The 14713-nt window shown below is 69.8% G+C and carries 12 protein-coding genes; 8 read left to right on the forward strand and 4 right to left on the reverse strand.

Annotated features, from left to right (window positions below; genetic code table 11):
- Nucleotides 1-406: 406 nt before the first annotated feature.
- Nucleotides 407-1009 (forward strand): hypothetical protein, encoded by a 603-nt coding sequence (locus tag QHF83_RS47655; protein WP_282424802.1) that lies wholly within the window; start codon nt 407-409, stop codon nt 1007-1009.
- Nucleotides 1010-1078: 69 nt separating this feature from the next.
- On the opposite strand, the gene QHF83_RS47660 is transcribed toward QHF83_RS47655, so the two are convergent.
- Nucleotides 1079-1822, reverse strand: a complete 744-nt coding sequence (locus QHF83_RS47660; RefSeq protein ID WP_282424803.1) for a hypothetical protein — start codon at nt 1820-1822, stop codon at nt 1079-1081.
- A gap of 81 nt (nt 1823-1903) precedes the next feature.
- Entirely contained in the window at nt 1904-3475 is a 1572-nt protein-coding gene (aroB, locus tag QHF83_RS47665) for a 3-dehydroquinate synthase (protein WP_282424804.1), read from the reverse strand.
- Between the two features lie 737 nt (nt 3476-4212).
- Between aroB and QHF83_RS47670 the strand changes: the two genes are divergently transcribed.
- On the forward strand, nt 4213-4845 hold the full coding sequence (locus QHF83_RS47670) for a hypothetical protein (RefSeq protein ID WP_282424805.1): 633 nt from the start codon (nt 4213-4215) through the stop codon (nt 4843-4845).
- Nucleotides 4846-4979: 134 nt separating this feature from the next.
- Here QHF83_RS47670 and aroC read toward each other — a convergent pair whose 3' ends face one another.
- Nucleotides 4980-6143, reverse strand: coding sequence for a chorismate synthase (aroC, locus tag QHF83_RS47675; protein WP_282424806.1), 1164 nt, complete (start codon nt 6141-6143; stop codon nt 4980-4982).
- A gap of 108 nt (nt 6144-6251) precedes the next feature.
- On the opposite strand from aroC, the gene QHF83_RS47680 reads away from it, so the two are divergent.
- The 4 genes from QHF83_RS47680 to QHF83_RS47695 are packed head-to-tail and all read left to right on the forward strand — an operon-like array spanning nt 6252 to nt 10653.
- The gene (locus QHF83_RS47680; protein WP_282424807.1) at nt 6252-6587 is read left to right on the forward strand and encodes a DUF167 domain-containing protein; all 336 of its coding nucleotides are present in this window, start codon (nt 6252-6254) and stop codon (nt 6585-6587) included.
- Entirely contained in the window at nt 6584-7441 is an 858-nt protein-coding gene (gene dapF, locus QHF83_RS47685) for a diaminopimelate epimerase (RefSeq protein ID WP_282424808.1), read from the forward strand. The genes QHF83_RS47680 and dapF overlap by 4 nt, the downstream gene beginning before the upstream one ends.
- A complete protein-coding gene (locus QHF83_RS47690; RefSeq protein ID WP_282424809.1) occupies nt 7438-9237 on the forward strand; it encodes a response regulator in 1800 nt (599 codons plus the stop codon). Before dapF ends, QHF83_RS47690 begins: the two co-directional genes overlap by 4 nt.
- Before the next feature lie 9 nt (nt 9238-9246).
- Nucleotides 9247-10653, forward strand: a complete 1407-nt coding sequence (locus QHF83_RS47695; protein WP_282424810.1) for a DUF4388 domain-containing protein — start codon at nt 9247-9249, stop codon at nt 10651-10653.
- 6 nt (nt 10654-10659) lie between these two features.
- Here QHF83_RS47695 and QHF83_RS47700 read toward each other — a convergent pair whose 3' ends face one another.
- A complete protein-coding gene (locus tag QHF83_RS47700; RefSeq protein WP_282424811.1) occupies nt 10660-11559 on the reverse strand; it encodes a hypothetical protein in 900 nt (299 codons plus the stop codon).
- 61 nt (nt 11560-11620) lie between these two features.
- Here QHF83_RS47700 and QHF83_RS47705 point away from each other — a divergent pair, with 61 nt between their 5' ends.
- Complete coding sequence (locus QHF83_RS47705; protein ID WP_282424812.1) at nt 11621-13255, forward strand: DUF1592 domain-containing protein; 1635 nt, start codon at nt 11621-11623, stop codon at nt 13253-13255.
- Entirely contained in the window at nt 13252-14610 is a 1359-nt protein-coding gene (locus QHF83_RS47710; RefSeq protein ID WP_282424813.1) for a DUF1552 domain-containing protein, read from the forward strand. The genes QHF83_RS47705 and QHF83_RS47710 overlap by 4 nt, the downstream gene beginning before the upstream one ends.
- Nucleotides 14611-14713: the final 103 nt, after the last annotated feature.

Below are 14713 nucleotides of genomic sequence, written 5' to 3' on the forward strand. Positions count from 1 at the left end.
GCGCGGGGCTTTGCCCCGCACCCCAGCAGGGGGCTGTCCGCCCCCTGCACCCCGGACCAGCGCAAGCGCTGGACTCGGGGTCGATGAACTGCGCGATGCGCAGTTCATCGAACAGGCCGTGGCAAGACCCGCGACGACCTTGTCAGCTGAGACAGCAGCACTGCCGTGCTTGGTGGCGACGTCCTCCCTGTCGACAGCGCGCATCGCGCGCTGTCGCCCCGGGTCCAGCGCTTGCGCTGGTTCGGGTCCAGGGGTGAAGAGCCCCTCGTCGGGTCCGGGGTGAAACCCCGGCGCCACGCTGTGGTGGACACCCCCTGGGGGGATGTTTCACGTGAAACGTGGGGGTTGCTTGACGGCGTGGGGGAGGGTGGGTGATGGGAAGAAGATGGAAAGCAGGCGGGCGTGCTTGCAGCGATTTGGGTTGGCTGGGCGGGCGTTCGTGGGCGGGGCGGTGCTCGCGGGGTGCCTGGCGTTCGGGTCGGAGGCGCGGGCCGAGCCGCAAGGGACGGTCGGGTTGACGATCGGCGCCGCTGGGCGAGGGCTCGATCGGAAGATCTGGGACCAGACGGTCTTTCACCTGGGACTGCGGGGAGACGTGCTGTTCGGTCGGAGCAAGGTGACCGATTTCGGCGTGGGACCCTATGCCGAGGTGATGACGCACGCCTTCGACGAGGTGCAGTTCGGGGCCGGGGTGTCGACGCTGTTCCCGGTGCTGCAGGCGTTGCCCTTCGTGGTGTCGGTGGGCGGCTACGGTCGGTACGCGCCGATGCAGGGGCTCGAACCGGGGGTGGCGGGCGCGTTGTTCTGGGGGACCCGCAGCTACAACTTCCACGCCTCGTACGTCATTGCGGCCGGGTTGCTGGCGCAGTTCCGGTACGGGCTCGGGCCTTCGCGGGAGACGTCGATCGTGGTCGGCGCCCAGCTCGACCTGGTAGCGTTGAGCCTGCCGTTCCAGATCCTCTACAACGCGATTCGGGGAGGCTCGAAGGATACGAGACCCGTGCGGTGACGGGTCTCGGGGATGTTTCACGTGAAACGTTGGGGGCGGGGCGCCCTCACCCGGCGTGAGGGATGAGGCTCAAAGAGCCGGGGTGTTGCAGATCGGTTCCACTCTCGAGCACAGTCGGCAGTCGATCACGTTGTCGCGTCCGGGGCGGCAAGGCCTGGACGGCGCGTCGACCGTGTTGAGGCAATCCGGCTCGACCGAGGACAGGTCGTCAGACCCGGGCGGGTAATCGACGAGGCAGCCGCGGCACACGTCGACCGGGAACTGCCACTCGCCCGTGGCGATCTCCTCTCCGCCAAGCGTCCGCCCTCGAACGATAATGTTGACGAGGACCTCGACGGGCGTGCGGCTCCCCCCGCTCTCCCCGAGCACTGCCGCCGCGCTGCCCGAGTCGACCAGGACGACGTTGGCGAATCCAAGCCCCGGCTCGGCCCCCGTGGACGGGTCCACGAACCCGGTGGCCGGCGCCGTGAACGCGGCGAGCTCGTTGCCCGCCGCGTCGAAGGTGTGCACATCGGCGCTCTCGAACTGGACCCGAGAGGTCTCTGTGCGAAGCGTCGCCGCGTTGCCGCGCCGGACGAGCTGGTTGCCCACGAGGAGCGCCGCGGTGTACTCGGTGGCAAACGCCACATCGAGGGTGCCACGCAAGAGGGTCGGAGCCGTGAGCTCAGCGACGACCTCGCAGGTGTCTTCGTCGAACTTGAGCGCGCCACGGACGAAGATGCTGCTGCGGTTCTCCGCGCACCCCGCACCGAGCAAACCGCCGAGCGCCAGAAGCGCGGCCACACCGCCGACATGCCTTCGCTGGATCTTCATGGTGGAGGAGCCTCCCTCGACGCCTGAGGTCAACCGTCAGTGTATCGAGAAAGCCGCCGGGCCGGCAAAGATCCGCAGGGTTCAGACGGGAACGCTCTGCATCCCCGCGTGAAGGAGGCGCCCCAACGCATCCAGCGAGAGGAGCTCGATGCGAGGTCGTCCAAGGCCTTCGAGGAGGACGACCCGGATCCCCGAAGCCGTGCGCTTCTTGTCGAGCGAGGCCAGGCGGAGCGCCTCGTCGATGGGCTCCCGCGTGAGGTCCGTGGGCAAGCCGAGGTCGACGAGGAGGCGCTCGACCCGCGTCGCCGCCTCAGGGTCGGTGACACCAAGGGCGCGGCCGACGCGGAGGATGGCGATCATGCCGAGCGCGACGGCCTCGCCATGGGTGAGGCGGGTATACGCGCCGGCCGCCTCGAGGCCGTGCCCGATGGTGTGGCCGAAGTTGAGCAGGACGCGGTCGCCGGCCTCGCGCTCGTCCCGGATGACGATCTCGGTCTTCACCCGGACCGCGCCGAGGACCATCTGCCGAACGAGGTCGAGGTCCCGAGCGAGGACACGCTCGCGCTCGCGACCGACGAGCTCGAAGAGGGAGGTGTCGGCAATGGCGGCCGCCTTGACGACCTCGGCCAAGCCGGAGACGTAAGCCCGGCTGGACTCGCTCTGCACGCGCGCCGGGTCGATGAGGACAGCCGAGGGCTGGTGGAAGGTGCCTACGGCATTCTTGGCGACGCCGAGGTCGACGCCGGTCTTTCCACCAACGGCCGCATCGACCATCGAGAGCAAGGTCGTGGGCATCGCGACCCACCGGACGCCCCGAAGGAGGAGGGACGCGGCAAAGCCGGCAACATCGGAGACGACGCCGCCGCCAAGAGCAACGACGAGGCACTCGCGGTCAGCGCCGGACTCGACGAGGGCCGCGAGGATGCGCTCGACCGCCGGCATCTGCTTGTGGGTCTCGCCGGGCGGGAGGACGACGGTGGCCGGGACACGGAGGCCCGTGGTGCGGAGAGCATCGAGGACCGGGTCGAGGGCGAGGGGCGCGACGTTCTCATCGGTGACGACGAAGACGGCGGACGGAGAGAGGGAACGAGCGACCTCGGCGAGGGTGCGCGGGGCGTCGTGGGTGAGGCGAACGGGATAGGAACGAGCGCCGAGCGGGACGACGAGGGTCGGGTCGAGCCAGGCTTGGAGGACGGCATCGGCGATGTCGGCAGGGGAGCGATCGTCGGTGCGGATGTGGGCATGGGCCTCGGCATAGACGGGCGCGCGGGAGGCGAGGAGGCTGCGGAGGCGCTGGAGGCGGTCGGGTGCTTGGTCGAGGAGGGGTCGACCGGGGCCCGAGGTGCGCGCGGCGAGGGTGTCGGGCTTGGCCGTGAGGGTGACGATGTGCGCGTGGGCGAGGGCAAACGCGCGGAGCTCGGGGTCGAGGAGGGTGCCGCCGCCGAGGGCGATGACGCGGGGCTCGGGGGAGGCGAGGAGGCTGCGAAGGGTGTCGGCCTCGAGGGCGCGGAAGGCGGGTTCGCCGCCGGGTTCCGCGAAGAGGGTGGCAACGGAGCGGCCGGTGTTCTGGGTGATGACGGCGTCGAGGTCGAGGAAGGGGACGGCAGCTTGGGCGGCGACGAGGGGGCCGATGGTGGATTTACCAGAGCCCATGAGTCCGCTGAGGAGGAGGGGACGCTGGGGGCGGGGGTGGGTGAGCGGAAGCGGAGGCATGGGGACTACGATTCGATGGGGGAAACGATTTGTCGAGGTGGAGTGTGTGCCTAGGCGCAGGGCGGAGGGGGCGCTGGGCGGCGTGAGGTCGGGGGGCTGGGGACCCGAACTCGCGAGCCACGCCGGACAGACCCAAGCCACGTCGAGGTTTCGGCAAGACTCGGGAGGGGATGGGTGTCGCGTCCCGGCTAGGTCACGTTGGTGATGGAGGGGGTGTGGGGTTTCGGGACGGGGGGCGTGGCTCGCTCAAACAACGGGTCCCCCCCAGCCCCCCCGACCTCACGCCGCCCAGCGCCCCCCCGTTCAGCAGGGGACAAGGCCCCCAGGTCCAGGGAAGAGGTGGGGTGGAGAGGAGGTCGATCAGAACAGGTGCCCTGGACCTCGGGATGTAGAGCGCGTTGAGGTTTCGATGGTCCCCCCCACGACTGAAGGTGAAGCGCGTTGAGGTTTCGATGGTCCCCCCCACGACTGAAGGTGAAGCGCGTTGAGGTTTCGATGGTCCCCCCTACGACCGGAGGTGACATGCATTGAGGTTTCGATGGTCCCCCCTACGACCGAAGGTGAAGCGCGTTGAGGTTTCGATGGTCCCTCCCACGGCCGGATAGGACGGGCCCGGCGCCGCTGGCACCGGCGGCGGATTGACAGGCACCGGCGCGTGGGGCAGCGTCCCGACCGCGATGCGCATGCGGTTGTCGCCGCCGAACCCCTATCAGCCGCCCGCGGAAGCGGCCCCGGGGATCCTGGAGGTCGTCTGGATCCCGTTCTACGCGCTGGCCTCCGGGCCCGTCGTGGGCGGGGCGCTCCTGCTGTTCACCCTCGGCTCCCGGGGCCTCGAGGGCGGGGGCATGCTGCTCGTCGTGGGATCGGCGCTCGTTTCCCTGGGGTGGTTGGCGCGGCGGCGCCAGCGGCGCCTCGTCGTCGACACAGAAGCTCGGGCCCACGTCGTCCGGGGAGAGGTGGCGGGCACGCCGTTCGATCGCTCGGCGCTGCGGAGGATCGAGCACGCGTCGTGGCTCACGGGTCTCTACGCGCTGCTCGCACTGGGCTTCGCGAACGCGTCGCTGAAGGCATGCAACGCGTACCCGCCCCTGCGCCCAGGCCCGTCGCCGGGCGAGGTCGCGGAGAGGCTCACCGCCGGGGGCGTGGGCCCCTTCGTCGCGGTGCTGTTCGGGGTGGCGATCTGGCGTCGCCTCACCTGCGCCCGTATCGAGGTGCCGGGCGAGCGGCGTTCGCTGTGGGTCCGCAAGGACGACCTGCCGCAGCTCGGCCTGTCAGACCAGGGGGCTCCGCCCGTCTCCGCCAGGCGCTGACGTCTGTCGTCCCTCTCTTGGAGGGAGAGGGGGTTGGGGGTGAGGGAGCGTCGGGCGGGGGTGAGGGAGCGTCGGGCGGGGGTGAGGGAGCCTCAGGGACGGGCAGGCTCAATGTTTCACGTGAAACGTCCTGGTCAGTACGCCGCGAGCTGAGCGCGGTACGTCTCCAGGTTGCGGCGAAGCTCGCCGAGGCTGTCGCCTCCGAACTTCTCGAGGACGGCGTCCGCGAGGGTGATGGCGACCATGGCTTCGCCGACGACGGAGGCGGCGGCGACGGCGCAGATGTCGCTGCGCTCGTGGGCGGCGTCGAAGGGTTCCTTGGTGAGGACATCGACGGAGGGGAGGGCGGTCTTGAGGGTGGCGATGGGCTTCATGGCGGCGCGGCAGATGAGGGGCATGCCGTTGGTGATGCCGCCTTCGAGGCCGCCGGCGCGGTTGGTGGGGCGGTCGAAGTGGTGGGCCGGGTCGTAGGTGATGGGGTCGTGGACCTGGGAGCCGCGGAGGGTGGCGGCCGTGAAGCCGAGGCCAAGCTCGACGCCCTTGATGGCGTGGATGCTCATGAGGGCCTGGGCGAGGCGGCCGTCGAGCTTGCGGTCCCACTGGACGTGGCTGCCGAGGCCGGGAGGGAGGCCGGTGGCGATGACTTCGAAGACGCCGCCGAGGGTGTCGCCCGCATGGGAGGCTTCGTGGATGGCTTTGCGCATGGCGGTCTCGGCGTCGGGGTCGACGCAGGCGAGGTCGGAGGCGCGGGCGCGGGTGCGGAGTTCGGGGAAGGGGAGGTCCGGGAGGGTGGCCGTGACCGGGCCGATGGAGACGACGTGGGCGAAGATGTCGATGTGGAGGAGGGAGAGGAGTTTGCGGCAGACGCCGCCGACGGCGACGCGGGAGGCGGTCTCGCGGGCGCTGGCTCGTTCGAGGATGTCGCGGAGGTCTTTGCGGTCGTACTTGAGGCCGCCCGCGAGGTCGGCGTGGCCGGGGCGGGGGCGGGTGAGGGGTTCGGGGGTCGAGGGGAAGGGGTCGGGGCCCATGCGGCCCGCCCAGTTGACGTGGTCGCGGTTGTCGATGCGAAGGGCGATGGGTCCGCCGAGGGTCTCGCCGCCCCGGACACCTCCGACGAGCTGGGCCTTGTCGGTCTCGATTTTCATGCGGCCCCCGCGGCCGTAGCCGCGTTGTCGTCGTCCGAGGTCGTGGTCGACGTCCTCCGAGAGGAGGGGCATCCCGGCGGGGATGCCTTCGACGATGGCCACCAGGGAGGGGCCGTGAGATTCACCCGCCGTCATCCAACGAAGTCGCGCCATGCCCCCACGCTAGTACAGGAAGGCAGGACCCAAAAGGATCGCGTGAAAGATCGAATTCAAGAACGGTATGGACGTCTCGGTTTGCGCTAGGATGCGCCCTACCGCGCGATGTCGAAAGCAACGAACCAGATTCCCGGGGAATGGGCGCGGCTCGAGATGAGCGAGCGCGCCGGCGCCGTGCGTTTCTCCGTGCACGTGCGACCGCGATCGTCCCGTTGTTCGATCCTCGGGGTCCGCGAAGGCGCGCTCGATGTCGCGCTGACCGCGCCGCCCGCCGAAGGAGCCGCAAACGAGGAGCTGCGCAAGCTCTTGTCGCGCGTGCTCGAGGTGCGCCGCGCCGATGTGAACATCCTCGTCGGCGTGAGTAGCCGCAGCAAGCTCCTCGAGGTCAATGGCACGAGCTCGTCCACGGTGCGCGAGCTCTTCAGCAAGGCGAAGCGATGAGCGGTACGCTCGCGTTCGAGAAGTGGGAAGGGCTCGGCAACGATTTCGTCGTCCTCGACGCAAGCTCGGAGGATGCGATCACGCCGGAGCAAGCACGCGCGCTCTGCGACAGGCATCGAGGCATCGGCGGCGACGGCGTGCTGCTCGTGATCGGCGGAGCGACGCCGCGCATGGTCGTGCTGAACGCAGACGGGTCGCGGCCGGAGATGTGCGGGAACGGGTTGCGATGCGTGGCCGCGTATCTCGCCGATCGAGTGAGCGCCGAGGGGCTGTCCCTGGTGATCGCCACGGACGCAGGCGATAAACCTTGCGCCATCGAACGAAGGGGCGCGGGGTTTTACGATGTGACCGTGGACATGGGTCACGCGACGATGGGGCCGAGGCTCGAGGTGGAGGCCGAGGGGCGGCGGCACGGGTTCGCGACGGTGGATGTGGGCAATCCGCACGCGATCACGTTCGAGCCGTACACGGAGGGGGAGATCGATCGGGTGGGGCCGACGGTGGCGACGACGCCGGCGGGAGGGATCAACGTGGAGTTCTGCCGGATGCTCGAAGATGGGGCGCGGACCCGGATCGCGGTGACGGTCTGGGAGCGCGGGGTGGGGCGGACGCTCGCCTGCGGGACGGGCGCGTGCGCGGTGGCGGCGGCGGCGTGTGAGCAAGGTCGGGCCCGGAGGGGCGCGCCGATCGAGGTGCATCTGCCCGGCGGGCCGCTCGAGATCACCGTGGACGAGGCGCGCGCGCTCCGCATGAAGGGGCCGGCGCGGCGGGTGTTCCGCGGGACGTGGGAAACGAGCTTGGAGCTTGGCCCGGGCCGGGTGGCTCCTCCATCGTGGGGCGGTTCGACACCATGATGAACTCGATGCCGCCGATCCCCGCGTCGCGCCGAAGGCCGCTCGATCGGGCCGGCGCGCCCGCGCTCACCGTGCTGTGCATCGCGCAGGACGCCGCCGTGCGCGAGCTTCTGCCGCGCGTCCTGCGCGTCGACAAAGTGCTCGTGACGGCCGACTTCTCCGAGGCGTTCATGATGGCGACCGCGGAGGCGCCGGACATCGCCTTCGTGGAGCTCGGGATCGGCGACGGGGCAGGGCTCAGCCTGGTGCATCACCTGAAGGCGCTCGTGCCGGACATCAGCGTGGTCACGCTGGCGACGAAGAAGAACCTCGAGGCCGCGGCGAGCGCGGTCTCGCTCGGCGCGACGGGGCTGCTCTTGATGCCGCTCTCGGGCGACGACGTGCTGAGCTCGGTCTGGGGCATCAAGCAAAGGCTGGTCGAGCGCGCCGAGCGGGATCGGTTGGAGCGCGCCGCCGCGGTGAGCGCACGCGCGACGGGGTGGATCGCCCGGATCGCCGGGATCGCGGAGGCGCCGGACCGGGCGAGCGCGGCCCGCGAGCTCGTGGAGATCCTCGTGGAGGTGACGGGCGCGAAGGGCGCCGTCGTGTACCTGGCCAGCGACACGATGCCGGAGGAGCTCGTGCTCGGCGCCGCGAGCCCCGGGCTCGAGAAGGCGCCCGAGGTGGGCACCGAAAAACACATCGTCGATACGTTCGCGACGCCGCGCCGCCTGCTCGCCGTGCCGCTCGGGTCGCGCAACGTCGCGGCCGGATACGTGCTGCTCGACGAGGACAAGCCGCGTGTGCCCGCCGAGCACGGCGCCGATCCGCCGATCGATGGGATCATTCGCCTGCTCGCGAACGTGGCCGCGACCGCGATCGCCATGCTGGCCGAGCGCGAGCGCGCCGCCCGCGGTGGCGCCGCCATCAAGGACCCGACGTCGAGCGCGTACTCGTTCGCCTATTACGTCGACGTGGCCGGTCGGGAGATCGGGCGCGCGAGGCGGTACAACCGGCGGTTCTCGATCGTGACCATGGTGTACGAGCCGATCCCCGGGCAGCCGGCGCTCTCGCCGACCGAGTACGCCGATCGGCTGCTCGCCGCGGTTCACGATACGGACGTGCTCGCCCGCGTCGACGAGAACGAGTTCCATTTGCTCTTGCCCGAGACGAGCGGGCTCGGCGCGCACTCGGTCCGGCGGCGCATCGCGCGGCTCGGGACCGGGGAGAAGTCGGCGTCGAGCCGGGCGCTGCTCGTGGGAGCCGCCGCCTTCCCGCACGACGGGCAGGACCTCGGCAAGCTCTTGCGGGTCGCGCGTCTGCGCGCCGAGGCGAGCAAGACGTCGGTGGTGCACAGGCTCGATCCGGAGTCGAACACGGTGCCGGATCTGCTCGAGATGCTCATCTGGGAGACGGTGAACGCGGCGCCCGCGCGGCAGACGTCGGCGGTGCGGCCGATCGAGCTCGGGACGGCCGAGGCGCAATCACTCGCGCAGTCGGTGGTGGCAGACGCGCAACGCGGCGGGGCGGCGACGATCGTGGTGACGAACCACGCGGATCTGTGTCTCGGCGCGGCCGTGCGCTCGGCGCTGGGGCACGAGGCCGCCAAGGTCGCGCTCCACGCGCTCGACCTGCGGGCCGTGCCGGGCTGCGAGCGGATCGAGGCGCTGGCGGTGATCGCCGAGCACGGGGCTTACGCGCTCGTCGCACGCAACGATGATGGCGTGCTCCGGGGCGCGCACGCGGCCGATCCGCTGCTCGCCGACGTGCTGGCGGAGCGCCTCGGTCGGGCCGCGGGCGTGCGGGTGATCGGATAAGGGAAGGTCATGTCGCGACGCGTACTCCTCGTGGACTCCGATGTCGACGCGCTCGGCGCGCTCGCCTCCGCGCTGCGGGCGATGGGCCTCGTGGTGGCGAACGCGAACAGCGCGGAGAGCGCGCTCGAGCAGGCCTACCAGAGCCGGCCCGACGTGCTGCTCGTCTCGCGCGCGCCCGAGCGCGGCGGCAACGTGAGCGAGGCCTTCAAAGGGAAGGGCGAGCTCGCCGATATCCCGGTGTTGTTTCTCGTCGACAAGCTCGTCGACCGCGAGCTCGAGCCGGACGAGGTGATGCGGGTCGACGTCGACCAGATCGTCTCGCGCATCACGGAGGTGTCGCGGCGCGTGTCGCGGCCGCCGCTGCCGCAGGACATCCGCGGCGACCTGGAGCAGGTGCCGCTCGTGGACATGCTGCAGCTCCTGGCGATGAACCGTCGGACGGGCACGCTGAGCATCACGACGGCGCGAGGTCCGGGCGAGGTGAGGCTCGCCGAGGGGCAGATCGTCGACGCGAGCTTCAGCCGTCGGACGGGGGAGCGCGCGCTCTACCGGCTACTCGCCGAGCGCCGGGGCCGCTTCGCGTTCTCGCCGGGCGACGCGCCGAGCGTGCGCCGCATCCAGGCCTCCACGAACATGCTGCTGATGGAGGCGATGCGGCAGGTCGATGAGCTGAACGAGCGGCGCGCGAGCCTGTCACCCGAGGGTGAGGTCTTCACCCTGTCGGACCTCGCGAGCCTGTCGGGTCTGCTCGACGGGCCGGAGTCGATGCCGGACCCGGAGTCGATGCGGGGTCGGATCTTCGAGCTCTTGCAGATGCCGCGCAGCATCGACGAGCTGCTCGACGAGATCGACGGTCCGGACCTCGACATCCTGGACGCGCTCGGGCAGCTCAAGAAGAGCGGGAAGGTCAAGACGATCCCGCTGGCCACGCTGACGACGCCGCTGGCGACGCCGGAGCAGATCCCGGTGTTGCGCTCGCTGGCGACACGGCTCGTGCGTCCCGGTTTCTCGGCGCCGCCGCGGCTGCTCCTGGCGACGAGCCCGCAGCGGCTGGGGGTGCTCGCGTACTCGATGCGTCGGATCACGGACGTGGTGATGGGTCCAGAGCCGACGTCCCGCGCGCCGCTGCCGCGCCCACTCGGGACGCTGCGCCTCGGCGAGGGGGTGGAGGTGGCCGTGATCGGGCTGCCGACGGACGAGACGATGGCGCCGACGTGGGCGCTGTCGCTGCCAGGGACGGCAGCGGTGGTGCGGGTGGGCGAGGCGGAGCGAGCGGCGCTCGAGGCGCATTGCGAGGCGGGGGAGGTGATGCTGCTCGAGGCGGATAAGCTGATCGGGCAGTTCGACGCGACGATCCCGGCGGAGCTGGCGGCGCTCTTGAGGGCAGCGCTGGAGGCGGCGGCGGGGGCGGGGTAGCCGGGTTCAGGGCATACAGATCCGCACGCTCGACCCATAAAGCCCCGCCTCTCCATCCACCATCACCCGGTACGCGTGTTCGCTCGTCCCTGCCGGGCACGAGCATCCCCCGGTCCACGGATTTCCCGCGCGGCAGTTCGGTTCCACGTCGTCCACCTGGAATGCGCCCCCGAACGTGCGCAGCGGCGCCTCCTTGTTGCCGCAAAGCACCACCACGCTTCCCCCCTCGACGCCGTTACACGGCAGCCGGATGATCGAGCGAAGCCCGATCGTCTCGTCGAATCCCGCGGGGCACGCGCAGGCCCCGCCGGCCATCGGGTTTCCCACGCGGCAGCGCGCCGTCGCGCCGCACCAGCCGTCGAGATCGTCGACCTGGTACGCCCCGCCGAAATCGCTGTCCGGCGACAGCGTGGGCGTCACGCAGAGCCGCAGCGTCGTCGCCGATCGCATCGGCACGCCGGGGCAGTCGCTTTGCACCGCGAGCGGGAGCTCGGACGCCGGGCTCGGGCAGCCGCATCCGCCCGACTGAGGGTTTGCCGTGCCACAGCCCGGACACTCCGGCGGGAAGGATTCGAACGCGCCGTAGAGGTTCAGGCAATCGGCCGGGTTCTCGAGGAGCGTGCCATTGCAGTCGTAGGCGCAGGTCCCGTTCACGCACTGGCCGCCCGGTCCACACGTGTTGTTGCACGCGCCGCAATGCGACGCGTTGTCCTCGAGGTGCACGCATTTGCCGTCGCACGTGGTCTCGGTGGAGAAGCAGCCGTGCCCGCCTTCGTTCGATCCTCCGGCGCCGGTGCCGCTGCCCCCCGCGCCGCCCTCGCCGCCGCTCCCACCACCCGAGCAGCCCACGAGCAGCAGTGCAAAAACAAGATTCGAGGCGGAGTGGAAAATGCGCAACGTCGACACGGGTCCAGCGTATCACGATCCCGCTTGTGACGACTCCCTGGAGTCTTGTAACGTCGAAAGCATGCGACAGGGGTATGCGCCTTTGCTGTGCGCGCTCGTGGGCCTCGCGAGTTGCGTGGGCATCATCGGGGACTCGGGCGACGAGAGGGCCGCCGCCGCGGCGTTCGCGCCCGCCGAGCCGACGCTCCATCGCCTCACGCGCCCGCAGATCCAGAATGCCTGGCTCGATCTCTTCGGCAATCCGCTCACGATCCCCGCGGATCTGCCGGTCGACGACGTGCTCTATGGCTTCTCGTCGATCTCCGCCGCGCGCAGCACCATCGCCCCCGTCGACGCCGAGAAATACGAGAAGGCGACCTACGAGGTGCTCGATCAGATCTTCGCCGATCCGGCGCGGCGCGACGCGCTCGTCGGTTGCCCCGTGACGGCCGTGGGCGAGCCGTGCGTGAAAGACTTCGTCGCCTCGTTCACCTCGCGCGCCTGGCGCAGGCCCGTGTCCGAGGAGGAGGTCACGTCGTTGCAAGTGCTCTCGGCGAACGTCGCGACCGATCTCGTCGACGAGCCGCAGGGCCTCAAATTCGCGCTCGCGGCGGTGTTGCTCTCGCCGCATTTCCTGTTCCGCGTCGAGGTCGGCGAGCCGGACGACGAGGGGTATCGATACACGAGCTGGGAGATGGCGAGCCGCCTGTCGTTCCTCCTGCTCGACGCGCCCCCGGACGATACGCTGCGCGAGGCGGCCCGGCGCGGCGAGCTCGCGACGGCCGAGGGCGTGCGAGCGCAGGCGTCGCGCCTGCTCGATGATCCACGCGCGCGCGTGACCCTGACGCGGTTCTTCCGCGACTTCATGAACATCGGCAAGCTCGACGCGCTCGACAAGCAACCGGAGAAATTCCCGCAGCTCTCGGCGACGCTCGGGCCCTCGATGCGCGTCGAGATGGAGCGCATGTTCGAGAACAACGTCTTCGAAAAAGAGGGCGATTTCCGCGATATGTTCACGACGCGTGATACGTACGTGAACGAGGACCTCGCGCGGGTGTACGGCATCGAGGGCATCACGGGGCCGGAATGGACGCCCGTCACGTTGCCCGAGGACGGCCGGCGCGCAGGCATTCTGACGACGCCCGGCTTCCTCGCGCTGAACGCGCACAAGACGCAGACGTCGCCGACCCATCGCGGGCGGTTCGTCCGGCTCAATCTGTTTTGCCAGGACATCCCGCCGCCGCCGCCGGGAATCAGCACGACGCTGCCCGAGCCCGAGCCGGGCAAACCGACGACGCTGCGGCAGCGGCTCGACGAGCACCGGACGAACCCGGAATGCGCAGGCTGCCACGAGCGGATGGATCCGATCGGCTTCGCGTTCGAGAAGTACGACGCGATCGGCGCGTATCGCGAGGTCGACGAGAATGGCCTGCCGGTCGATTCGAGCGCGGTCGTCGACGGCCATTCCGTGGAGGGTCCGATCGACATGGCGGAGCTCGTCGCATCGCTCCCGGAAGTGGGCGCCTGCATTGCGCGGCGGTTTTACGAGCACGCCGGCGCGCACCTCGCCGGCAAGGGGGACAAGGGCAGCGTCGAGGAGCTCGTCGCCGATTTCGCGGCGGGCGATTACCGGTTCAAGGACCTCGTCCTCGCCCTCGTGACCAACGACGGATATCGCTACGCCAGCAAGCCTTCGCAGGAAGAGGTGAAGCCGTGAGCCGCAAGATCGAACGCCCCTCTCGCCGCCTGTTCCTGCGCGGAATGTTCGGAGGCGCCGCCGTCGCCGTCGGCCTGCCGATCTTCGAGGTGATGCTGAACAACAATGGCGATGCCTTCGCCAACGGCGAGGACATCCCGACTCGGTTCGGCCTCTGGTTCTTCGGCAACGGCGTCCACCTGCCCTCCTGGACCCCGCCGACGGTCGGGGCCGATTGGACGGTGCCCGAGGATTACGCCCTCGCCCCGCTGCTCCCGTACAAGGAATACGTGAGCGTGATCAGCGGGCTGTCCGTGAAGACGCCGCGGCACCCGCATCATTCGGGGATGTCCGCCGTCTGCTCGGGCGGGCCGCACCTCAAGATCGACGACGTGCGCGACACGATCGTGTCGACGATGAAGTACCCGAGCATCGATCAGGTGGCCGCGCAATACTTCCAGTCGCTCGCGCCGAGCCCGTACAAATCGCTCGAAGCCGCGGTGACGCGATTCCGCGGCACCGACGAGGGCACGAGCTTCCAGCACCTCTCGCACAACGGCAGCAAGAGCGGCGAGACGAACGTGAATCCGTCGGAGGAGTCGCCGCACGCGTTCTTCGAGCGCCTGTTCAACAAGGGCGCGGGCTCGCCGCAAGTCGACCGCGCGCGGGCGAGCGTGCTCGACGCCGTGAGCGGGCAGATCAAGACGCTGCAGGGTCGTCTCGGCGCCAAGGACAAACAGCGCCTCGAGCAGCACCTCACGAGCATTTCGGAGATCGAGTCGCGGCTGGTCGTGCCCATCGGCGAGTGCAACAAGCCCGACGATCCGGGCGCGTTCCCCGATCTCGCCTCGAACGAGCAGATCGTCGAGAAAAACAAGGCGATGACCGACCTCATGGCCCTCGCGCTCTCCTGCGGGCTCACGCGGTCGTTCTCGATCCAGTATTCGACCTGCGGCTCGGGCGCGGTGTTCTGGATGGTCGGCGCGACCGACGGGCAGCATTACATGAACCACACCGAGCCCGCGCCCTACACGAAACAAAAGGACGCCGTGCGGTTCACCATGGGCCAGCTCGCGTATTTCCTCGATCGGCTGAAGAACACGCCCGACGCGACCGGCAACCTGCTCGAGCACAGCTCGATCTTCGTCTGCACCGAGCACACCGAAGGCTGGACGCACGCGCAGGACGACCTGCCCATGCTCCTCTGCGGCAAGGGCGGCGGCCGATTGCGCGGCAATTACCACTACCGTCAGGACAGCGGAAACGCGAGCCGCGCGCTCATGACCGCGCTGCGCGGCGCCGGGCTTCCGCTCACGGAGTTCGGTTACGAGGAGGGGTACGTGAAGGATCCGATCGTGGAGCTGGAAGCATCGTGATCCTGACGCGGCGCTTCCGCGCACCGCGCTAAATCCCTGGAAAGTCACCACGATCGCCGCATCGCGTCGTTCGCTGAACTGCCCTCCACGCGCCGTTCCTTCT

It is taken from the genome of Polyangium sp. 15x6 (genome assembly GCF_029960785.1).
In the GTDB taxonomy this organism is placed as follows: domain Bacteria; phylum Myxococcota_A; class Polyangia; order Polyangiales; family Polyangiaceae; genus Polyangium.

Bases quoted from the DNA above. Each gene is read 5' to 3' on its own strand.
- dapF (WP_282424808.1), top strand. From the start codon at position 6,584: ATGAGCGGTACGCTCGCGTTCGAGAAGTGGGAAGGGCTCGGCAACGAT.
- QHF83_RS47695 (WP_282424810.1), top strand. From the start codon at position 9,247: ATGTCGCGACGCGTACTCCTCGTGGACTCCGATGTCGACGCGCTCGGC.
- QHF83_RS47670 (WP_282424805.1), top strand. From the start codon at position 4,213: ATGCGCATGCGGTTGTCGCCGCCGAACCCCTATCAGCCGCCCGCGGAA.
- aroB (WP_282424804.1), bottom strand. From the start codon at position 3,475: ATGGGCTCTGGTAAATCCACCATCGGCCCCCTCGTCGCCGCCCAAGCT.
- QHF83_RS47680 (WP_282424807.1), top strand. From the start codon at position 6,252: ATGTCGAAAGCAACGAACCAGATTCCCGGGGAATGGGCGCGGCTCGAG.
- aroC (WP_282424806.1), bottom strand. From the start codon at position 6,143: ATGGCGCGACTTCGTTGGATGACGGCGGGTGAATCTCACGGCCCCTCC.
- QHF83_RS47690 (WP_282424809.1), top strand. From the start codon at position 7,438: ATGATGAACTCGATGCCGCCGATCCCCGCGTCGCGCCGAAGGCCGCTC.
- QHF83_RS47705 (WP_282424812.1), top strand. From the start codon at position 11,621: ATGCGACAGGGGTATGCGCCTTTGCTGTGCGCGCTCGTGGGCCTCGCG.
- QHF83_RS47660 (WP_282424803.1), bottom strand. From the start codon at position 1,822: ATGAAGATCCAGCGAAGGCATGTCGGCGGTGTGGCCGCGCTTCTGGCG.